The following is an 18,183-nucleotide window of genomic DNA, read 5'->3' on the forward strand; positions in this document are numbered from 1 at the left end:
AAAAATAAAAATCTAATTTTGTGCAATCGATTACATTAAATTAAAAATTATGACAAAATATAGTTCAAGATACGCGTCAAGCCCGGAAGCAGTAAAAAAATATGATACTCAGGAATTAAGAAATGAATTCTTGATTGATGATTTGATGCAGGAAAACGAAATCGTATTAACATACTCCCATTATGATAGGTACATTGCTGGTTCAGCGGTACCTGTACAAGGAGATTTAACCTTAGAAAGCATTGATCCGCTTAAAGCGAGCTATTTCTTAGAAAGAAGAGAAATCGGAATCATTAATGTTGGAGGGAATGGTGCTGTTGTTGTTGAAGGAAAAACATATGAATTAGGATTTAAAGATGCTTTGTATATCGGTAGTGGTAACAAAGAAGTAATTTTTAAAAGTGAGGACAGTAAAAATCCTGCTAAATATTATATCAACTCTGCACCCGCTCACACCAGTTATCCAACGGTAAAAGTAAGTTTGGCAGAAGCAAATAAATTAGAATTGGGTACGATGGAAACGGCGAATCACCGTACTGTAAACCAAATGATTATTGGAAGCGTTGTTACGACTTGCCAATTGCAAATGGGAATGACGGAATTAAGACCGGGAAGTGTTTGGAATACCATGCCGGCACACGTACACGATCGTAGAATGGAAGTATACTTCTATCTGGATATTCCGGAAAATCAAGCTGTTTGTCATTTTATGGGACAACCACAAGAAACAAGACATATCTGGATGAACAATCATCAGGCAGTAATTTCTCCACCCTGGTCCATTCACTCAGGTTCAGGAACCAGTAATTATACTTTTATCTGGGGAATGGCAGGAGAGAATTTAGATTACGGTGATATGGATGTTTGCAAAATAACAGAATTAAGATAAGAACCATGACAGACTTATTTGATATAAAAGGAAAAATTGCCCTGATTACAGGAAGTACACACGGACTGGGAATGGCAATGGCAAAAGGATTAGGTCAGGCCGGAGCAACAATTGTGGTAAACGGAAACTCTTCTCAACAAAAAATTGATGATGCTGTGGCAGCGCTTCAAAATGAAGGAATAAAGGCTGTGGGTTATAAATTTAATGTAACCGATGAAAAGGAAGTTATTGCAGCAATTCAGAAAATAGAAAGTGAAGTGGGGCCAATTGCAATTTTGATTAACAATGCCGGAATCATCAAAAGAATTCCTCTAATCGAAATGGAAGTGGCTGATTTTAAAGAAGTAATTGATATCGATCTGGTTTCTCCCTTTATCGTTTCTAAGCATGTTGCTAAAGGAATGATCGAAAGAAGACAGGGGAAAATAATAAACATTTGCTCGATGATGAGCGAATTGGGTCGTAATACTGTTGGTGCTTATGCTGCTGCAAAAGGCGGATTGAAAATGCTGACTAAAAATATGGCAACAGAATGGGCAAAATACAATGTTCAGATCAACGGAATCGGACCTGGTTATTTTGCTACAGAACAAACAAAACCGATACGTGTTGATGGTCATCCTTTTAACGATTTTATCATCAGCCGTACTCCTGCTGCAAAATGGGGAGATCCGGGTGATTTAGCCGGAGCAGCTATATTTTTATCTTCAAAAGCAAGTGATTTTGTTAACGGTCACATTTTGTATGTAGATGGTGGAATCCTGGCTACTATTGGTAAACCATCAAACGAAGCATAATTCTCAATTATATTTAAAAAGACATGAGCGCAAATCAGACATTCATAAACGATAACTTTTTACTTGAAAATAAATTCGCGGAAGAGTTGTATCACAATTACTCCAAAAATCAACCTATAATCGATTACCACAATCATTTGAATCCTCAGTTTATTGCTGAAGACAAAATTTTTGACAACATCACACAGGTTTGGATCAACGGAGATCACTACAAATGGCGTGCAATGCGTACGTTGGGAATCAACGAACAATTTGTAACCGGAAGTGGTTCAGATAAAGATAAGTTCATCAACTGGGCAAAAACGGTTCCGTATACCATGCGTAATCCTTTGTATCACTGGACGCATTTAGAATTAGCCCGTTATTTTGATATTTATGACTTACTGAATGAAAAGACAGCAGAGAAAATCTATATCGAAACCACCGAGAAAATTAATTCTCAGGCATACAGCACACAAAACCTGCTAAAAAAAGTAAACGCTGAATTGGTTTGTACTACAGAAGATCCGATTGATAGTTTAGAGTTTCACCAGAAACTGATAAAAAATCCTATCGGAACTAAAATGAGTACAGCTTTCAGACCTGATAAAGCCATCTTAATTTCTAATGATGGTTATAATGCATATCTGGACACATTAGGGGATGTGTCCGGAGTTGCAATTAATACTTATGCTGATTTATGCAGTGCATTAAAAAACAGAATTGAATTTTTTAATTCAAATGGCTGTAAACTTAGTGATCACGGTTTAGATCAGATTTATTTCGAAGAATTTACAGAAAACGAAGTAAGTGCTATTTTCAAAAAGAAAAGAGAAAACAGAATTATAACGCCTGAAGAAGGATTAAAATTCCAAAGTGCCATCTTATTGTTCTTGTCTGAAACTTATCATCAGTTTGGCTGGGTGCAGCAATTTCACTTAGGAGCATTAAGAAATAACAATGCTCGTATGCACAGGATTTTAGGACCTGATACCGGCTGGGATTCAATTGGAGATTATCCACAGGCTCAGAAATTATCAGGCTTTTTAAACGCTTTAGACAGTAAAGATAAATTGACTAAAACGATTATTTACAACTTAAATCCTGCTGATAACGAAGTGATGGCGACCATGATTGGAAATTTCAATGACGGAAGCGTGAGAGGAAAAGTGCAGTTTGGTTCCGGTTGGTGGTTTTTAGATCAAAAAGACGGAATGACCAAACAATTGAATGCGCTTTCTAACATGGGGTTAATTAGTTGTTTCGTAGGAATGTTAACTGATTCAAGAAGTTTCTTGTCTTTCCCAAGACACGAATATTTCAGACGTATTTTATGTAATCTTTTAGGAGATGAAATCAAACGCGGAGAATTGCCAAACGATATGGAATGGATTGGAAAATTAGTTTCAGACATTTCATACAACAACGCAAAAGAATATTTCAAATTCTAATTAAAAATTAATCACAAAGCCAGCAAAGATTTACGCAAAGTTTTTAAATCTTTTTAATTCTTTTAATCTGTGGCAAAAGAATAGTAATATGAGTAAAGTAGTTGCATTCGGAGAAATTATGTTGCGTCTTTCGACAGAGAGGCATTTGCGTTTTTCGCAGGCAAAAGCATTTGGCGCTTCTTATGGAGGAGGTGAATTTAATGTTTGCGTGTCTTTAGCGAATTATGGTATAGATGCAGAATTTGTAACCAGATTGCCCGAAAATGAAATTGGTGCTTCGGCATTAAAAGAAATGAGAAAAATGAACGTTGAGTCCAAAAACATAGTTTACGGAGGCGAACGTTTAGGAATTTATTTTCTTGAAACAGGTGCAGGAACTAGGGGCAGTAATGTCGTTTACGACCGTGCACACAGTTCTATGGCAACTATTCAAAAAGGAACAATTGACTGGGACAAAGTCCTGGAAGGTGCAACCTGGTTTCATTGGAGCGGCATTACTCCGGCAATTTCCGAAAGTGCTGCCGAGGCTTGTTTAGAAGCCATTCAGGCGGCTCACAGATTAGGAATTGCCATTTCCTGTGATTTAAATTACAGATCAAAATTATGGCAATACGGCAAAACTCCAAGTGAAGTAATGCCTGAAATGTTAAAGTACAGCAATGTTATTTTAGGAGATATTGATACGGCTTATTTTATGTTGGGACTTCCTAAAATGAATCCTAATTATCAGGATGAGAAATCGCTTCCGGTTTTGTATACCAAGTTGTTTGATTTGATTCCACATTTAAAAACCGTAGCTACAACATTACGTTATTCTGTAAGTGCATCGCACCAGAGAATTGGTGGTATTTTGTTTGACGGAAAAGCAATTTATCACGCAGCTGTAAAAGAAGTGACTCCGGTGGTTGACAGAGTAGGTAGTGGAGATGCTTTTATGGGAGGATTGATTTATGGATTGCAGGAATACCAGAATAATAACCAGAAAGCCTTAGATTTTGCAGTAGCCGCTTGTTGTTTAAAACACACCATTGCAGGAGATTATAACCTGGTTACATTAAAAGAAGTTGAAAATATGATAGATGGTGATTCGGCGGGATTAGTATCAAGATAATTAATAGAAATGGCAAGATATTCAAGAATAGAAGTGGCTTTGACAATGAAAGAAAACGGAATGGTTCCGCTCTTTTTTCATTCAGATATCGAAATAAGTAAGAAAATTTTAAAAGCTTGTTACGATGGAGGAGCCCGATTAATGGAATTTACGAGCAGAGGTGATTTTGCTCACGAAGTTTTTGGAGCTTTAAATAAATATGCTTTGGCCGAATTGCCCGGAATGATGTTGGGTGTAGGGTCTGTAACAGATGCCGCTGCAGCTTCATTGTATATGAGTTTAGGCGCAAATTTTATTGTAACTCCGGTTTTTAGGGAAGATATCGCAATTGCCTGTAATCGTCGCAAAGTATTGTGGTCGCCAGGTTGCGGAACACTCACAGAAATTGCAAGAGCAGAAGAATTGGGCTGTGAAATCGTGAAATTATTCCCTGGAGATATTTACGGTCCGGAATTTATAAAAGCGATAAAAGGCCCATGTCCGTGGACCAATATCATGCCAACAGGAGGTGTTTTACCCACCATAGAAAGTTTGACTTCCTGGTTTAGTGCAGGGGCAACCTGCGTAGGCATCGGATCACAATTAATATCAAAAGACATATTGGATAATAAGGATTTTGACGGTTTAAAAACCAAGGTAAGTCATGTTCTTGAGATCATTAAAAATATTAGAAAATAAATAAGGAGTAATCATGCCAATTCCTTATTTAAGATTGCGTTTTTTTTAGATTTTAGAGATTGTAATTGAGCATTACACTTGAAAAATAGCTCTTGTCATTCCTCACAGCAAGTATTATTTTCCTCACACGAGTGTAATGTTTCTTTTACAATGTGAAAAAGTTATCAGAAAAATAAATAAGGTATTTAATGTGATTATTTATAACACTTTGAAGAAATTTTAAAATGAAAAAATTAAATAGAATAAATACAGGATTAGAAAAGTTACATCCAATTAAGGTAGTTCAGTTTGGAGAAGGTAACTTTTTAAGAGCTTTTGTTGATTACGCTTTTCACAAACTAAATAAAGAAGTTGATTTTAATGCCGGTATTGCAATAGTTCAACCTTTGAAAGACGGTATGGTAAGCCTGATTAATGATCAGGACGGTCTTTATACCTTATTTATGAACGGAATTAAAAAGGGTGAAAAGATACAAGATATTGAGTTGATTACTAATATTGTAAAAACTATAAACCCATATACTGAATTTGCAAATTATTTGGCTTTAGCCAAAGAAGAAGAACTTCAGTTTATTGTTTCTAATACTACTGAAGCTGGAATTGAATTCATTGAAAGTGATACTCCTGACATGCAACCGCCAGTGTCATTTCCTGCAAAGTTGACTGTTTTATTATATGAAAGATTTAAACATTTTAATGGAGATGCTTCTAAAGGAGTAACAATCATTCCTTGTGAATTGATTGATTATAACTCAGAGACGCTGAAAAAATATATTTTGCAATATTGCGATACATGGAAGTTAGAAGATGCATTTAAAACCTGGTTATCAGACGCTTGTACATATCACAGTACTTTGGTTGACAGAATTGTTCCTGGATATCCAAGAGCTGAAATTGAAGAATACAATAATAAATTAGATTATGAGGACAATTTAATTGTTGCTGCTGAACCTTTTTTCCTTTGGGCTATTGAAGGTGGAGATGCTTTAAAAACAAAATTGCCTTTTCATAAAACAGATTTGAATGTAAAAATCGTTGATGATATACGTCCCTTTAAAATGATTAAAGTTCGTATTTTAAACGGTGCGCACACAGCAATGGTTCCTTTTTCACTTTTGTATGGTAATAAATTAGTAATGGAAACTGTTGACGGAGATTTTACCGGAAAATTTGTCAATAGCGTTATTAGTGAAATTAGTGAAACTCTTGATATGGACAAAAATGAAATTATGGCCTATTCTGAGGAGGTAATGGACCGATTTAAAAATCCATTTATCAAACATGCGCTTGCTGATATTGCATTAAATTCTGTCTCGAAATTCAAAGTAAGAGTTTTACCTAGTTTATTAGGATATTATAATGCTAACAAAAAATTGCCTGTTAATTTGACTTTTTCATTAGCGAGTTTAATTCGTTTCTACAAAGGAACATGGAATGGTCAAAGTTTACCGGTTAAAGATAATGAGGATATTGTGTCTTTTTTTAATGGACTTTGGAAATCTGATGATTATGAGAAAATAGCCAGACTTACTTTGCAAAATAAAAGTTTCTGGGATGAAGATTTAACTCTTGTACCGGGTTTAACAAAAGCAATTACAGTAGCATTAGAAGAAATTGATGCAAACGGAATAGAAAATGGGTTCACCAATTTTCAAAAACAAATAAATACAACAACTCAGAAAGTTTAGTTATGGCAACGCAAAAAAAATTAATAAAAGTTCATCCTACTGATAACGTAGCAGTAGCTTTGGTAAATCTTTCAGCAGGTGAGGTGATTAACTTTGAAGGTGAAGATGTCACGGTTGAGGCGGATGTAAAAATGAAACATAAAATTGCCATGGTTCCTTTTAATGTAGGAGACAGGATTATTATGTATGGTGTTTTGGTAGGAAAAGCAAGTGCAAGAATTGAAAGAGGAGGATTGCTTTCGACTTCAAATGTAAAGCATGAAAGCGATAAAGTAACCGGAAAAACCGAAACTATTGGCTGGACGGCTCCCAATATTGACAAATGGAAAGACAGAACCTGGCAGGGCTATCACAGAGAAGACGGACAGGTTGGAACTGAGAATGTCTGGTTGTTTTTTCCGCTGGTTTTTTGCGAGAACAGAAATATCGAGATCTTAAAAGACATCTTCGAAAAAGAATTGATGAAACCAAAAGAAAATGATTACCAATTGTTACTGCGTTCTTTGGTAAAAACAGAAACTGGTGGTACTGGTAATGAAGCGGCTTCAAACGATGCTAATTTATTCAATAATATCGAGGTAAAATTCATCACGCACCAGGGTGGTTGTGGTGGTATCCGTCAGGATTCCCATAGTCTGGCTAAATTATTGGCGGGTTATGTAAACAATCCTAACGTGGCCGGGGCAACAGTATTGAGTTTAGGTTGTCAAAACTTACAGATTCAGATTTTTAAAGATGCACTGGATGCGATAAACCCAAACAGTAAAAAGCCTGTTTTGATTTACGACCAGCAACAAATAGGAACTATTGAAACGATGCTTAGCAGTGTCGTAAAAGATACGTTTGAAGCGATTAAAAAAGCAAACGAAATAAAGAGAGAACCAGCTCCATTATCGAAACTAAGAATTGGTTTAGAGTGTGGTGGTTCTGATGGATTCTCCGGAATTTCAGCTAATCCAACTTTAGGGGTGACTTCGGATTTATTGGCTGCTTTAGGCGGAACTACAATTCTTTCTGAATTCCCTGAATTATGTGGAGTAGAGCAGGAATTGGTAAACCGTTGTGTAGAAGATGAAGGCGGAAAACGTTTCCTTGATTTAATGCAATGGTATGAAAAGACAGTTGTAGATGCAGGTTCAGGATTTGATATGAATCCATCACCCGGAAACATTAAAGATGGTTTGATTACAGATGCCATGAAATCTGCAGGTGCCGCTAAAAAAGGAGGAACTTCGCCAATTACAGGGGTATTTGATTACGGTGAATATATTAATACGCCAGGTCTAACGTTACTTTGTACGCCAGGAAACGACGTTGAATGTACAACTGCAATGGTAGGTTCAGGAGCAAATATGGTATTGTTTACAACAGGATTGGGAACTCCAACAGGAAACCCGATTGCACCTGTAGTGAAAATTTCATCCAACACGCAATTAGCGAATAAAATGTCGGATATTATTGATATTGATACTGGTGGAATTATTACCGGAGAAAAGTCGATTGACGAAATGGCTGACGAAATGTTAGAATTTATCATAGATGTGGCAAGTGGTACAATCAAAACCAAAGCTGCAATCTTAAACCAAAACGATTTTATTCCCTGGAAAAGAGGAGTATCGCTATAAGTTTTATCATAATATACCTGTAGAGACGCACGACAGTGCGTCTTTCTTTTGTGAATTATTTAAACCATATAAGTGATATAAGAAATATAAAGCTGTATTACCAAAAGGGTACAAAAAAAAGCATCATATAAGTTTTATATGATGTTTTTTTTTTTTTTTTTGCCAAAAATTTTGCAAATTTTCACCAATTATTGGATTAGAAAAATTAGGATTGACTTAGATATTTTACATTATAAAATTCGTGAAAATTGGTGTAATTCGTGGCTAACTTTTAGGCGGCTGTTCATGCTACGCGTCTCAAGATAGTTCAAAAAAAACTAAAAGTTAGTTCTTGACGATGATTTACGAATGTGTAATTCCGGTGCAAGGACTACCTTTTTTTCGATTTTGATAGTATCGGTTTTGTCTACTTGTTCCAGGAAAACACGTGCTGACATTTTTCCCATTTCAAGCGGAGACTGATCTACAGAAGTAATCGATAATTCCATGAATTTTGTAAAAGGTTCATTACTGAAACCTGCGACACAAAACTCGTTTGGGATGCTTATATTTCTTTCTTTTAGCTCCTGAATGGCTCCTAATGCTGCGAAATCACTCGAAGAAAAGATCGCATCCGGTGGTGTTTCTAGTTGTAGCAGTAAGTCAACTGCTTCTTTTCCGGCATCTACAAAACTTTTAACGGGAATAACGTATTCTTCCTTAAAGATCATGCCGTTATCCAGTAAAGCTTGTTTGTATCCCAAAAACCTGTTCTTGAAAATCTCAAGCGACTGGTCTCCGGATAAATGAGCAATATGCCTGCAGCCTTCATTGATTAAGTGTTGTGTAGTAAGATATCCTCCTTTAAAATCATTGATGGTTACTGAGCTTACGCCATCAATATGTTTGCTTCTGTCAAAAAAGATTAGAGGAACATTTTTTTCTAATACGTTACGGAAAGCACCATCATTTTCGGTGGTAACATCGGTAACTGACATTAAAATACCATCGACTTGTGCATCTATTAAAGTATAGAGGTTTTCATTTTCTCTTTTTGGACTTTCGTGTGTCTGGCAAATAATTACCTGATAGCCATGCGGATGTAATTCTTCTTCGATTCCTCTAATAACAGAGGCAAAAAAGTTACTGTCTATACGAGGAACAATAACACCAATATTATTACTTCGACCACTTTTTAATGCAAGCGCCAATTTGTTCTGCTTGTAGTTCATCGAGGCAGCAGTTTTAATAACTAACTCACGCGTGCTTTCTTTTATCTTGGGATTGTTGTTTAAAGCCCTTGAAACAGTAGCAGCAGTGATATTTAATTTCTCAGCAATATCGTAAATAGTTATTTTTTCGCTCATTAAAAAAGGTTTTTCAGATTAATCCTAGACAAAAATACATTTTTTTTTATAACGTTTAACAAATTGTTATCGATTACCATAATTTATAATTAAAACGTTTTCGGTTCTACAATGATAATAAATTATTAGTTTTTTTACATTAAATGTAATTATATTTCCTAATAAAAATTAAATATATAATTTATTTCTAAATAAATTTGGTGCATTCGATCTTATTTTATATTTTCGTGTAATCGATTACATAAATCATTGTTTTGGCTTTCAAACAATAAATACTACACAAATGATTGTAAATAAGATTATAGCCTTTAAGAAATTTCTAATGACTGGCACACTTTTCCTAATAGTTGTGTCGTGTGTAGCACAAACTTCAAAAGTTGCTGATCCATGGAAAAAGATGAAATCCATCATAAAAAGTATTCCTGAAACTCGTTTTCCTGATAAAACATTTAATATCAATGATTTTGGAGCCGTTGCTGATGGAAAAACATCTAATACACTTGCTTTTGAAAAAGCAATTAAAGCATGTGTTGAAAATGGCGGAGGAAAAGTTTTGGTTCCTGACGGAAAATACCTGACAGGGCCAATACATTTAGAAAGTAATGTGAATCTCCATTTAGAGGATAATGCCGAAATCCTTTTTAGTATCGATCCAAAAGAGTATCCAATTGTTCATACTTCATTTGAAGGAACAGAATTGATGAATTATTCTCCTCTTATTTATGCCAAAAACAAAACCAATGTGGCCATAACCGGAAAAGGAACGCTTAATGGGCAGGCCGACGCTACAAATTGGTGGATTTGGTCCGGAGGTAAAGATTACGGTTGGAAAAAAGGAATTCCATCACAAAATGATCCTCAAAACCGTGAGGTTTTAGTCGATATGGCTGAGAAAAATATTCCGGTTGCTGAAAGAATTTTTGGTGAAGGACGCTTTTTACGCCCCAACTTTATAGAGTTTTTCGAGTGTAATACCGTTTTAGTAAAAGATGTAAAAGTAATCAACTCTCCATTTTGGATTTTACATCCGATCAAAACTAACAATATAATAATCGATGGTGTGACGGTCAACAGTCACGGACCTAATAATGACGGCTGTGATCCTGAATATTCTCAAAACGTACTCATCAAAAACTGCACATTTAATACAGGCGATGATTGCATTGCGATAAAATCAGGACGTGATGCAGATGGAAGAAGAGTAGCAATACCAAGCAAAAATATCATTGTCCAGAATTGTAAAATGATCGATGGTCATGGAGGAGTAGTGATGGGAAGTGAAATATCTGCAGGTATAAATAATGTTTTTGTAGAAAATTGCGTCATGGATAGTCCTAATCTGGATCGTGCTATTCGCATCAAAACCAATTCTAAAAGAGGCGGAATTATAGAAGATATCTATGTTCGAAATCTTGAAGTGGGTACTGTAAAAGAATGTGTTTTACTGGTAACCATGTTTTATAATGTATATGGTTCACAAACCGGAAATTTTATACCTACTGTCAGAAATATCAGCCTTGAAAATGTAACGGTAAAAAATGGAGGAAAATTTGCCATTTGGGCAGAAGGATATGAAGCATCTCCGGTAGAAAATATTACACTCAAAAATGTGGTCGTGCATAAAGTAGGTGCAGCTCATTCTTTAAAAAATGTAAAGAATATCAATTTTATAAAAACGTATGTAAATGAGAAGAAAGTAGCAAACATTAAAAATTAAAAACTATCAATTTTAACCAAACTTTAAACCAAACTATGAACTTTAAACAATTACCAAAGAAAAAAATAAAATACAATCTTGTATTTTTATTTTTCCTGAATTTCCTGTTGAGCAGTACAATTTATGCTCAATCGACTGTGATAGAAGGAAAAATCACAGACGCTGCGGGATTATCGCTACCAGGTGTAAATATCCAGGAAAAAGGAACTAAAAACGGAACTTCTACTGACTTTGAGGGAAGTTTTAAGATGAATGTAACCAATAATAGAGCGATTTTAATAGTGAGTTATTTGGGTTTTCAGACACAAGAAGTTAGCATTGCCGGAAAATCAAGAGTAAATGTTAGTCTTTCTGAGCAGTCCAACTCACTTAATGAAGTAGTTGTTGTTGGATACGGATCTGTAAAGAAAACAGATCTTACCGGTTCTGTAAGTACTATTAGTGCTGCAACGATTACAGAAAGAAACACCACAAGTGCCTTAGAAGCCATTCAGGGAAGTACGCCGGGGGTTCAGATTTCTTCTAGTTCAGGTCGTGTTGGTGATGGATTTAAAGTCGTAATTAGAGGTAATAATTCGCTATTAGCAGATTCCAGCAATCCAAATGTATTGGGGTCAACTCCATTGTACGTGGTGGATGGTGTGCCAATGGACGCCATCGACTTTTTGAATCCACAGGATATTGCCAGAATGGATGTTCTAAAAGATGCTTCTTCTGCTGCAATTTATGGTTCAAGAGGATCTAACGGGGTGATCATTGTGACAACAAAAAGCGGAATAAATGCGAAACCGGGAATCAATGTAAGTTTCGATTCATCTTATGGTACAAAAACTGCTGCAAGATTACCGGAAATGATGTCCGGTGCAGAATGGTGGAAATTTCACCAAACAGCCTATATGAGTGCTACACCTTTGACACAAACTCCTTCTCAATTAGCGGCATTGGCTGGAAATCAAAGTCCGTTATTAGTGTCTCGCGCTAATAGTGGTTATAATTTTGACTGGTACGATGCTGTCCTTAAAACGGGGATGACTCAAAATAATTATTTAAATATTACAGGACGTTCAGAATCCGGACTGAGCTATAACTTAGGTTTTGGTATCCAGAGCGATGAAGGTTTGATCGATAATGACGGAACGGATAAATATTCTTTCAAATTAGGATTAAATCATAAAATAAACGACAAATTTTCTACAGGCGCAAATGTTACAATAGCGCATGTTGATACACAATTAGGAAGTGATTTAGCCATGCAGGATGCCTTTAGATTAAGTCCGCTGATGTCTCCCTGGGCTATTGATGCCGCAGGAAATGAGAAAGTAGGTACTTTATTCTTTCTTCCCGGAAAACTGACTTATCCTGACGGATCCTGGGCAATCAACAAAACGAGTACTGTAAACCCGTTAATGGAAATTGCTAATTCATCCCAGACTGAAAAAACCTGGCAGACAGTAGGAAATGCTTATATGCAATACCAGCCTTTAAAATGGTTAACATTCAAAACAACATTTTCTGCCGGAATTCAAAATACAACCACAAGCACCGCTTATACCGCACAGACAAATGCAGGGGTAACCTTAAATGGTAAAAATTCGGCATCAATTAAAACGTATAACAATTTTAATTATACTTGGGACAATCAGATTGACCTGAAAAAAACGTTTAATGATGTACATGATTTTAGTTTATTATTATTACAAAGTTCTTATTCTAATGTAGATGAGAACTCTTATATGTATTCTAACAACCAACCTTTTGATGTAGGATCAAGTAATATGGGTTCAGGCGTTCAGAGCAGTTATAATATTACTTCAGGATATGCAAAAAATACTTTGAGCTCTTATGCAGTTCGTCTGAACTATACTTTTAAAGATAAATATTTATTGACAGCTTCTAACAGATGGGATGGATCCTCTGTTTTATCAGCAGATAATAAATGGCAAAGTTTTCCATCTGTAGCTTTAGGCTGGAAAATTAGTAAAGAATCATTTTTAGCTAATAATTCTGTAGTTTCAGACTTAAAATTAAGAGCAAGTTTAGGATATACAGGAAACGATAATGTTGCTCCTTATACTTCACAAGCTTTATTAAATCAACAAACTTTTTATGCTAACGGAGCAAATGTAGTTTCCGGATGGCAGTCTGAAAATCTTGCCAACCAGAATTTAACCTGGGAAAAAACAAGAGAGATCAATTTAGGGATTGATTTTGGATTCTTAAGAAACAGAATTACAGGTAGTGTAGATGTATACGACAGATTATCAGATGATTTGATTTACAAACAACAGTTACCATTAGAAACAGGATGGAAAAATACTTTTGCCAATGTTGGTTCAGTTAGTAACAAAGGAATCGAGGTTTTATTAACGACTAAAAATATAAAATCTAAAAATGTAAACTGGGAAACAACTTTCACCTTTACTAAAAACGTAAACAAATTAGAGTCTATCTACAATCAGGATAAAGTAAGTGATATTGGAAATAAACTGATTTTAGGATCAGAAATAAATCCAAATTACAACTACGTATACGACGGTGTTTGGCAGGAAAGTGAAGCAGCTCAGGCAGCAGCTTACGGTATGGCACCAGGTCAGGCGAGACCAAAAGACTTAAACGGAGATGGTAAATTTAATGCTGATGACAGACAAGTAATTGGTAATGCTAATCCGGAATGGCAAGGAAGTTTTTATTCTAAATTAACAGTTGGCCAGTTTGATTTTAATTTCTCTGTGATTACAAGCCAGGGACAAACAGTATTAAGTACTTTTCATCAAAACTTTGCCGATGTAAGTGACAGAGGTCGCCAAAAGATTAAAATGGATTATTTTATTCCAACAAACGGAGCAGGTATTGAAGCAAATGCGAACAATACAAATCCAAGACCGGGACCGGTTGCAACTGGTGCAGGTGCTTATTGGACTTCTTTATTTGGTTACTACAGAGATGCATCTTATGTTAAAATTAAAAATATCTCTTTAGGATACACTTTCAATTCTGAATTGCTTAAAAAATTAAAAATGAGTAATTTAAGACTTTATGTAAATGTTTTAGACCCATTTGTATTTACAAATTTTGACGGATATGATCCGGAATGGGCAGGTTCAAATTTTGGTATTAACCGTCCTGCATCTGTTACAACGCAATTGGGCTTAAGTGTTAAATTTTAATAAGATATAAAATGAAAAAAATAATATTAGTTTTAGGAATAATCATTACTGCTTTTAGCTCCTGTAGTGACTATATCGAAGAAGAGAGTGTTTCGAATGTACCTGCAGATGCTACTTATAAAACGGCATCCGGATTTCAATTATTAGTAAATTCCAACTATGCTTCACTGAAAGGAATTTATGGAGGTAATCCCTGGCTGTTTGAATCCGGTACTGATATGTATGCTGAAGGAAGAACGCCTGAACCAGCCGGTATAAGTCAATATACATTATTAATTCCATCTGCTGCAAATGTCGATGATTTGTATACTTCTTGTTATCAGCAGATTCAGACTGTAAATAAAACAGTGTACTATTCAACCATAACAGAACAAACAGCAAATTTAAATGCCTTAGTGGGAGAAGCACGTTTTTTGAGAGCCAACGCTTATTTTTTATTGGTTCAGACTTATGGTGGAGTTCCAATTGTTCTGGATAACATTACTTCTGCAGTTTTATCTTTTAAAAGAAATACCGCTGAGGAAGTTTACACGCAGATTATAGCAGATTTAGATGCTTCTTTGGCTACTGTAGGAACCGGGGCTTACGCTGCAACAGGAAAAGTAAATAAAAGAGCCGTAAATGATTTATTGGCAAAAGTGTATTTAACAAGAGGATATGAAACTTTTGGTACTCCTGCTGATTTTACAAAAGCAGCTGCTTATGCTGATGCTGCAATCGCGGGTCAGGCACTAAATATTCCTTTTAATCAATTATTCGTTACTACTGCAACGGGCGATAATGATTTAAATGCAGAGACAATATTTTCTGTTCAATATGATAAAAATTCTACAAGTACAGATCCTACAAAATTAGGAAACAATCAGTTTTACTATTTCAGTTCCTATTTGGGAGGTGCAGAAACAGGAGCCCCATTAAGAAGTTACAATTTATGCCCAACCACTTATGCTTTAGGATTATATGAAAAAGGAGATAAAAGATGGGATGCTACCTTTATGACAGAAATTCTGGAAGAAACAGTAACCGTTGACGGAAAAGCGAAGACCAATCTTTATTTTCCGTATTACAGACCTGCAAATGCAAGCGCAGTAAAAGTAAGGCACTTTTATGAGCCAAAATGGTTTACTCCCGCAGATAAAGCAGCCTGGAATACAGCCAATGCAGCAAGAAAATCAGCCACTTTTGTATACCATCCGTGGGGAGAATACGGAGCAGATCATACCCTAATCGACAACCGTGATTGTTATACTATTCCGGTTAAGAAATTTGATGATGCAAATCCAACAACTCCTTCAAGTACAGGACCCGTAAGTACAAGAGATATTATCGTATCAAGATTAGGAGAAACCTATTTAGTAGCCGCAGAAGCTTACCTAAAAGCAGGAAACCCTACAACTGGTTTAGATCGTTTAAATGAAGTGAGAAGAAGAGCAGGTGTAGCAAATGCAACTGCAGGAGAATTTAATATCAATTATATCTTAGACGAAAGAGGAAGAGAGCTAATGGGAGAATACAAACGTTGGTTTGATTTAAAAAGAACAGGCACATTGGTAGACAGAGCTTCGGCTTATAATTATAAAATTAAGGCAGCTAATTTTGTGGGGGTAGATGGTAAACTTAAAATTTTAAGACCTATACCGCAAACGGCGCTAGATTTAAATCAAAATAAAGATTTTCCTCAAAATCCTGGTTATTAGTAATTTTATAATTTTTTGAGGTTTGTTTTTTTGAAGAAGTTAAAAAGGAGTTCGGTCCTGAATCGGACTCCTTTCTTAACGAAATAGCAGTTCGCCGGAAATGAAAAAAATATTATTTGTTTTATTGTTTGTTTCACAAGGTATTATAGCGCAAAGTTATAGTGTTGATACCTCGTATACCGTAAAAAGTACTTATGCGAAACTCATTAAGAAATATCCTTTTATAAAAATTGCCGGGGCAAATAAAGGAATTAATGATAGTAAGATTGAGAATGTAGTGTATTATAAGAATGCAAACAGAACATTGCATTTAGATGCCTTTTTTAATAAAGGTAAAAAAAGAAATCCAGGTATAATCATGATTCATGGTGGCGGATGGAGATCAGGAAGTAAAGATCAAATGCAGATTTTGGCACAGGAAATTACGGCAAAAGGATATTCTTGTTTTGCAATTGAATACAGATTATCGCTCGAGGCAAAATACCCGCAGGGAATTTATGATGTAAAAAATGCGATTAAATTTATAAAAGATAATGCGAAAAAATTCAATATAGATCCAGACAAAATTGCCGTTTTAGGATGCTCTTCAGGAGGTCAAATGGCAGCTTTAATTGGTACAACAAATGAAGATATAGCTTTTGAAGATGCTCATTATAAAAGTAAATCTTCTTCAAGAGTTCAGGCAATTATCGATGTAGATGGAATATTAGCTTTTAAACATCCTGAATCAGCTGAAGGAGAAATGGCCGCTTTTTGGTTAGGAGGAACATATGATGAAAACCCGGAAAACTGGAAACAGGCATCGGCCTTAAATCATACCAGTAAAAATACACCGCCAATATTGTTTATCAACAGCAGTTTTGACCGGTTTCATGCAGGAAGAGACGATATGATTGCAATTTTAAATCAAAATAAAATTTATAATGAAGTAAAAACGATTCAGAATTCACCTCATTCTTTTTGGTTTTTTCAACCTTGGTTCGATGAAACAGTAGTTTATACCACACAATTTTTAGACAGAATATTCAAATAATTTACCATAAAATGAAAACAAAAATCACATTAGCGACCTTATTTTTAGTTGGTATTACAGCAGTTAATGCTCAGCAATATGATATAAAAACAGCAAAGACGTATGCCGAAATATCTGCAAAAACAGATGGAAAATGGGAAGGACGCAAATACAAAGGCGGAACTGTTTTTAAAAATGTTGACCGACTAAAATTAGCTCCTGAACATACAGATCATTCATTTGATATTCGCTACGAAGGTCCCGGCTGGGAAAGTAACCGAATTGGGTATCGTTTGTATTTAGACTGGAGAAATGCGATTGATATTTTTGGAAAGAAAACCTCAGACATTATTTTGCCAAGAGTAGGGCAGGACAACTTTGATTCGTACCACGAAATGAGCGATTGGGGAGCTGATATTCTGAAAGCGGGAAAAGCAATCGGAATTGGGTCTATTGATCGTTATTTAAACAATGAAAAATTACACTTTCGTGAAGTGGACTCTACTATTGCAACTGTTGTAAATACAACAAATGAGTCTGTTGTAAAAGTAAATTATTATGGGTGGAAAACGGCTTCTGATAAAATCAATTTCACATCAGAATTAACCATTAAACCAGATGAACTTTATACGCAACATAAAATTCAGGCTTCAAAGGAAATTAAAGGAATTTGCACCGGAATTGCCAAACAAAAAAATGGTGAATTAATTAAAAAAGTAAGTAAAAATAAAAAATGGGCTTATTTGGCTACTTATGGTGAACAATCATTGGTTCCGGATAAATTAGGAATGGCGATTTTTTATGAAGTGCGTACAATCGAAAATGCTCCGGAAACAGACTTAGATTATCTTTTAGTATTTAAACCAACAACAAAAGCAACTTCTTTTTACCTCTTAGGTGCCTGGGAACAAGAACCAAACGGCATTAAAACAAAAGAAGAATTTGTGAAGTATTTAGATGAAAAATTAGAAATACTGAACAAAAAAGGTAAAATGTAATTGTTGCTTATAATTTATTTTCAACACA

At 35.3% G+C, this 18,183-nt stretch carries 13 protein-coding genes; 12 read left to right on the plus strand and 1 reads right to left on the minus strand.

Annotated features, from left to right (window positions below; genetic code table 11):
• The first annotated feature begins 49 nt into the window (after window positions 1-49).
• The 7 genes from kduI to ACQY44_RS21215 all read left to right on the plus strand — a co-directional run bounded on the left by kduI (window position 50) and on the right by ACQY44_RS21215 (window position 8,218).
• Window positions 50-889 carry a 5-dehydro-4-deoxy-D-glucuronate isomerase gene (kduI, locus tag ACQY44_RS21185; protein ID WP_428232262.1) on the plus strand — a complete coding sequence of 280 codons (840 nt, stop codon included), beginning with the start codon at window positions 50-52 and terminating at the stop codon, window positions 887-889.
• A gap of 5 nt (window positions 890-894) precedes the next feature.
• Entirely contained in the window at window positions 895-1,686 is a 792-nt protein-coding gene (locus ACQY44_RS21190) for a gluconate 5-dehydrogenase (protein ID WP_428232263.1), read from the plus strand.
• Between the two features lie 23 nt (window positions 1,687-1,709).
• Entirely contained in the window at window positions 1,710-3,116 is a 1,407-nt protein-coding gene (gene uxaC, locus ACQY44_RS21195) for a glucuronate isomerase (RefSeq protein WP_428232264.1), read from the plus strand.
• Between the two features lie 88 nt (window positions 3,117-3,204).
• Complete coding sequence (locus tag ACQY44_RS21200) at window positions 3,205-4,227, plus strand: PfkB family carbohydrate kinase (protein WP_428232265.1); 1,023 nt, start codon at window positions 3,205-3,207, stop codon at window positions 4,225-4,227.
• Between the two features lie 9 nt (window positions 4,228-4,236).
• Complete coding sequence (locus ACQY44_RS21205; RefSeq protein ID WP_428232266.1) at window positions 4,237-4,905, plus strand: bifunctional 4-hydroxy-2-oxoglutarate aldolase/2-dehydro-3-deoxy-phosphogluconate aldolase; 669 nt, start codon at window positions 4,237-4,239, stop codon at window positions 4,903-4,905.
• A 224-nt stretch (window positions 4,906-5,129) separates the two neighbouring features.
• On the plus strand, window positions 5,130-6,593 hold the full coding sequence (locus ACQY44_RS21210; RefSeq protein WP_428232267.1) for a tagaturonate reductase: 1,464 nt from the start codon (window positions 5,130-5,132) through the stop codon (window positions 6,591-6,593).
• Window positions 6,594-6,595: 2 nt separating this feature from the next.
• A complete protein-coding gene (locus ACQY44_RS21215) occupies window positions 6,596-8,218 on the plus strand; it encodes a UxaA family hydrolase (protein ID WP_428232268.1) in 1,623 nt (540 codons plus the stop codon).
• A 317-nt stretch (window positions 8,219-8,535) separates the two neighbouring features.
• On the opposite strand, the gene ACQY44_RS21220 is transcribed toward ACQY44_RS21215, so the two are convergent.
• Complete coding sequence (locus tag ACQY44_RS21220) at window positions 8,536-9,564, minus strand: LacI family DNA-binding transcriptional regulator (RefSeq protein ID WP_428232269.1); 1,029 nt, start codon at window positions 9,562-9,564, stop codon at window positions 8,536-8,538.
• Window positions 9,565-9,886: 322 nt separating this feature from the next.
• Here ACQY44_RS21220 and ACQY44_RS21225 point away from each other — a divergent pair, with 322 nt between their 5' ends.
• The 5 genes from ACQY44_RS21225 to ACQY44_RS21245 all read left to right on the plus strand — a co-directional run bounded on the left by ACQY44_RS21225 (window position 9,887) and on the right by ACQY44_RS21245 (window position 18,155).
• Window positions 9,887-11,281, plus strand: coding sequence for a glycoside hydrolase family 28 protein (locus tag ACQY44_RS21225; protein WP_428232270.1), 1,395 nt, complete (start codon window positions 9,887-9,889; stop codon window positions 11,279-11,281).
• Window positions 11,282-11,316: 35 nt separating this feature from the next.
• The gene (locus ACQY44_RS21230; protein ID WP_428232271.1) at window positions 11,317-14,448 is read left to right on the plus strand and encodes a SusC/RagA family TonB-linked outer membrane protein; all 3,132 of its coding nucleotides are present in this window, start codon (window positions 11,317-11,319) and stop codon (window positions 14,446-14,448) included.
• A gap of 11 nt (window positions 14,449-14,459) precedes the next feature.
• Complete coding sequence (locus ACQY44_RS21235; RefSeq protein WP_428232272.1) at window positions 14,460-16,145, plus strand: RagB/SusD family nutrient uptake outer membrane protein; 1,686 nt, start codon at window positions 14,460-14,462, stop codon at window positions 16,143-16,145.
• Window positions 16,146-16,245: 100 nt separating this feature from the next.
• The gene (locus ACQY44_RS21240) at window positions 16,246-17,178 is read left to right on the plus strand and encodes an alpha/beta hydrolase fold domain-containing protein (RefSeq protein WP_428232273.1); all 933 of its coding nucleotides are present in this window, start codon (window positions 16,246-16,248) and stop codon (window positions 17,176-17,178) included.
• 11 nt (window positions 17,179-17,189) lie between these two features.
• Window positions 17,190-18,155: a DUF4861 family protein gene (locus ACQY44_RS21245; protein WP_428232274.1), complete on the plus strand. Its 966-nt coding sequence runs from the start codon at window positions 17,190-17,192 to the stop codon at window positions 18,153-18,155.
• Window positions 18,156-18,183: the final 28 nt, after the last annotated feature.

The organism is Flavobacterium sp., assembly GCF_965277525.1.
Classification (GTDB): domain Bacteria; phylum Bacteroidota; class Bacteroidia; order Flavobacteriales; family Flavobacteriaceae; genus Flavobacterium.

Bases quoted from the DNA above. Each gene is read 5' to 3' on its own strand.
- kduI (WP_428232262.1), top strand. From the start codon at position 50: ATGACAAAATATAGTTCAAGATACGCGTCAAGCCCGGAAGCAGTAAAA.
- ACQY44_RS21190 (WP_428232263.1), top strand. From the start codon at position 895: ATGACAGACTTATTTGATATAAAAGGAAAAATTGCCCTGATTACAGGA.
- uxaC (WP_428232264.1), top strand. From the start codon at position 1,710: ATGAGCGCAAATCAGACATTCATAAACGATAACTTTTTACTTGAAAAT.
- ACQY44_RS21200 (WP_428232265.1), top strand. From the start codon at position 3,205: ATGAGTAAAGTAGTTGCATTCGGAGAAATTATGTTGCGTCTTTCGACA.
- ACQY44_RS21205 (WP_428232266.1), top strand. From the start codon at position 4,237: ATGGCAAGATATTCAAGAATAGAAGTGGCTTTGACAATGAAAGAAAAC.
- ACQY44_RS21210 (WP_428232267.1), top strand. From the start codon at position 5,130: ATGAAAAAATTAAATAGAATAAATACAGGATTAGAAAAGTTACATCCA.
- ACQY44_RS21215 (WP_428232268.1), top strand. From the start codon at position 6,596: ATGGCAACGCAAAAAAAATTAATAAAAGTTCATCCTACTGATAACGTA.
- ACQY44_RS21220 (WP_428232269.1), bottom strand. From the start codon at position 9,564: ATGAGCGAAAAAATAACTATTTACGATATTGCTGAGAAATTAAATATC.
- ACQY44_RS21225 (WP_428232270.1), top strand. From the start codon at position 9,887: ATGACTGGCACACTTTTCCTAATAGTTGTGTCGTGTGTAGCACAAACT.
- ACQY44_RS21230 (WP_428232271.1), top strand. From the start codon at position 11,317: ATGAACTTTAAACAATTACCAAAGAAAAAAATAAAATACAATCTTGTA.
- ACQY44_RS21235 (WP_428232272.1), top strand. From the start codon at position 14,460: ATGAAAAAAATAATATTAGTTTTAGGAATAATCATTACTGCTTTTAGC.
- ACQY44_RS21240 (WP_428232273.1), top strand. From the start codon at position 16,246: ATGAAAAAAATATTATTTGTTTTATTGTTTGTTTCACAAGGTATTATA.
- ACQY44_RS21245 (WP_428232274.1), top strand. From the start codon at position 17,190: ATGAAAACAAAAATCACATTAGCGACCTTATTTTTAGTTGGTATTACA.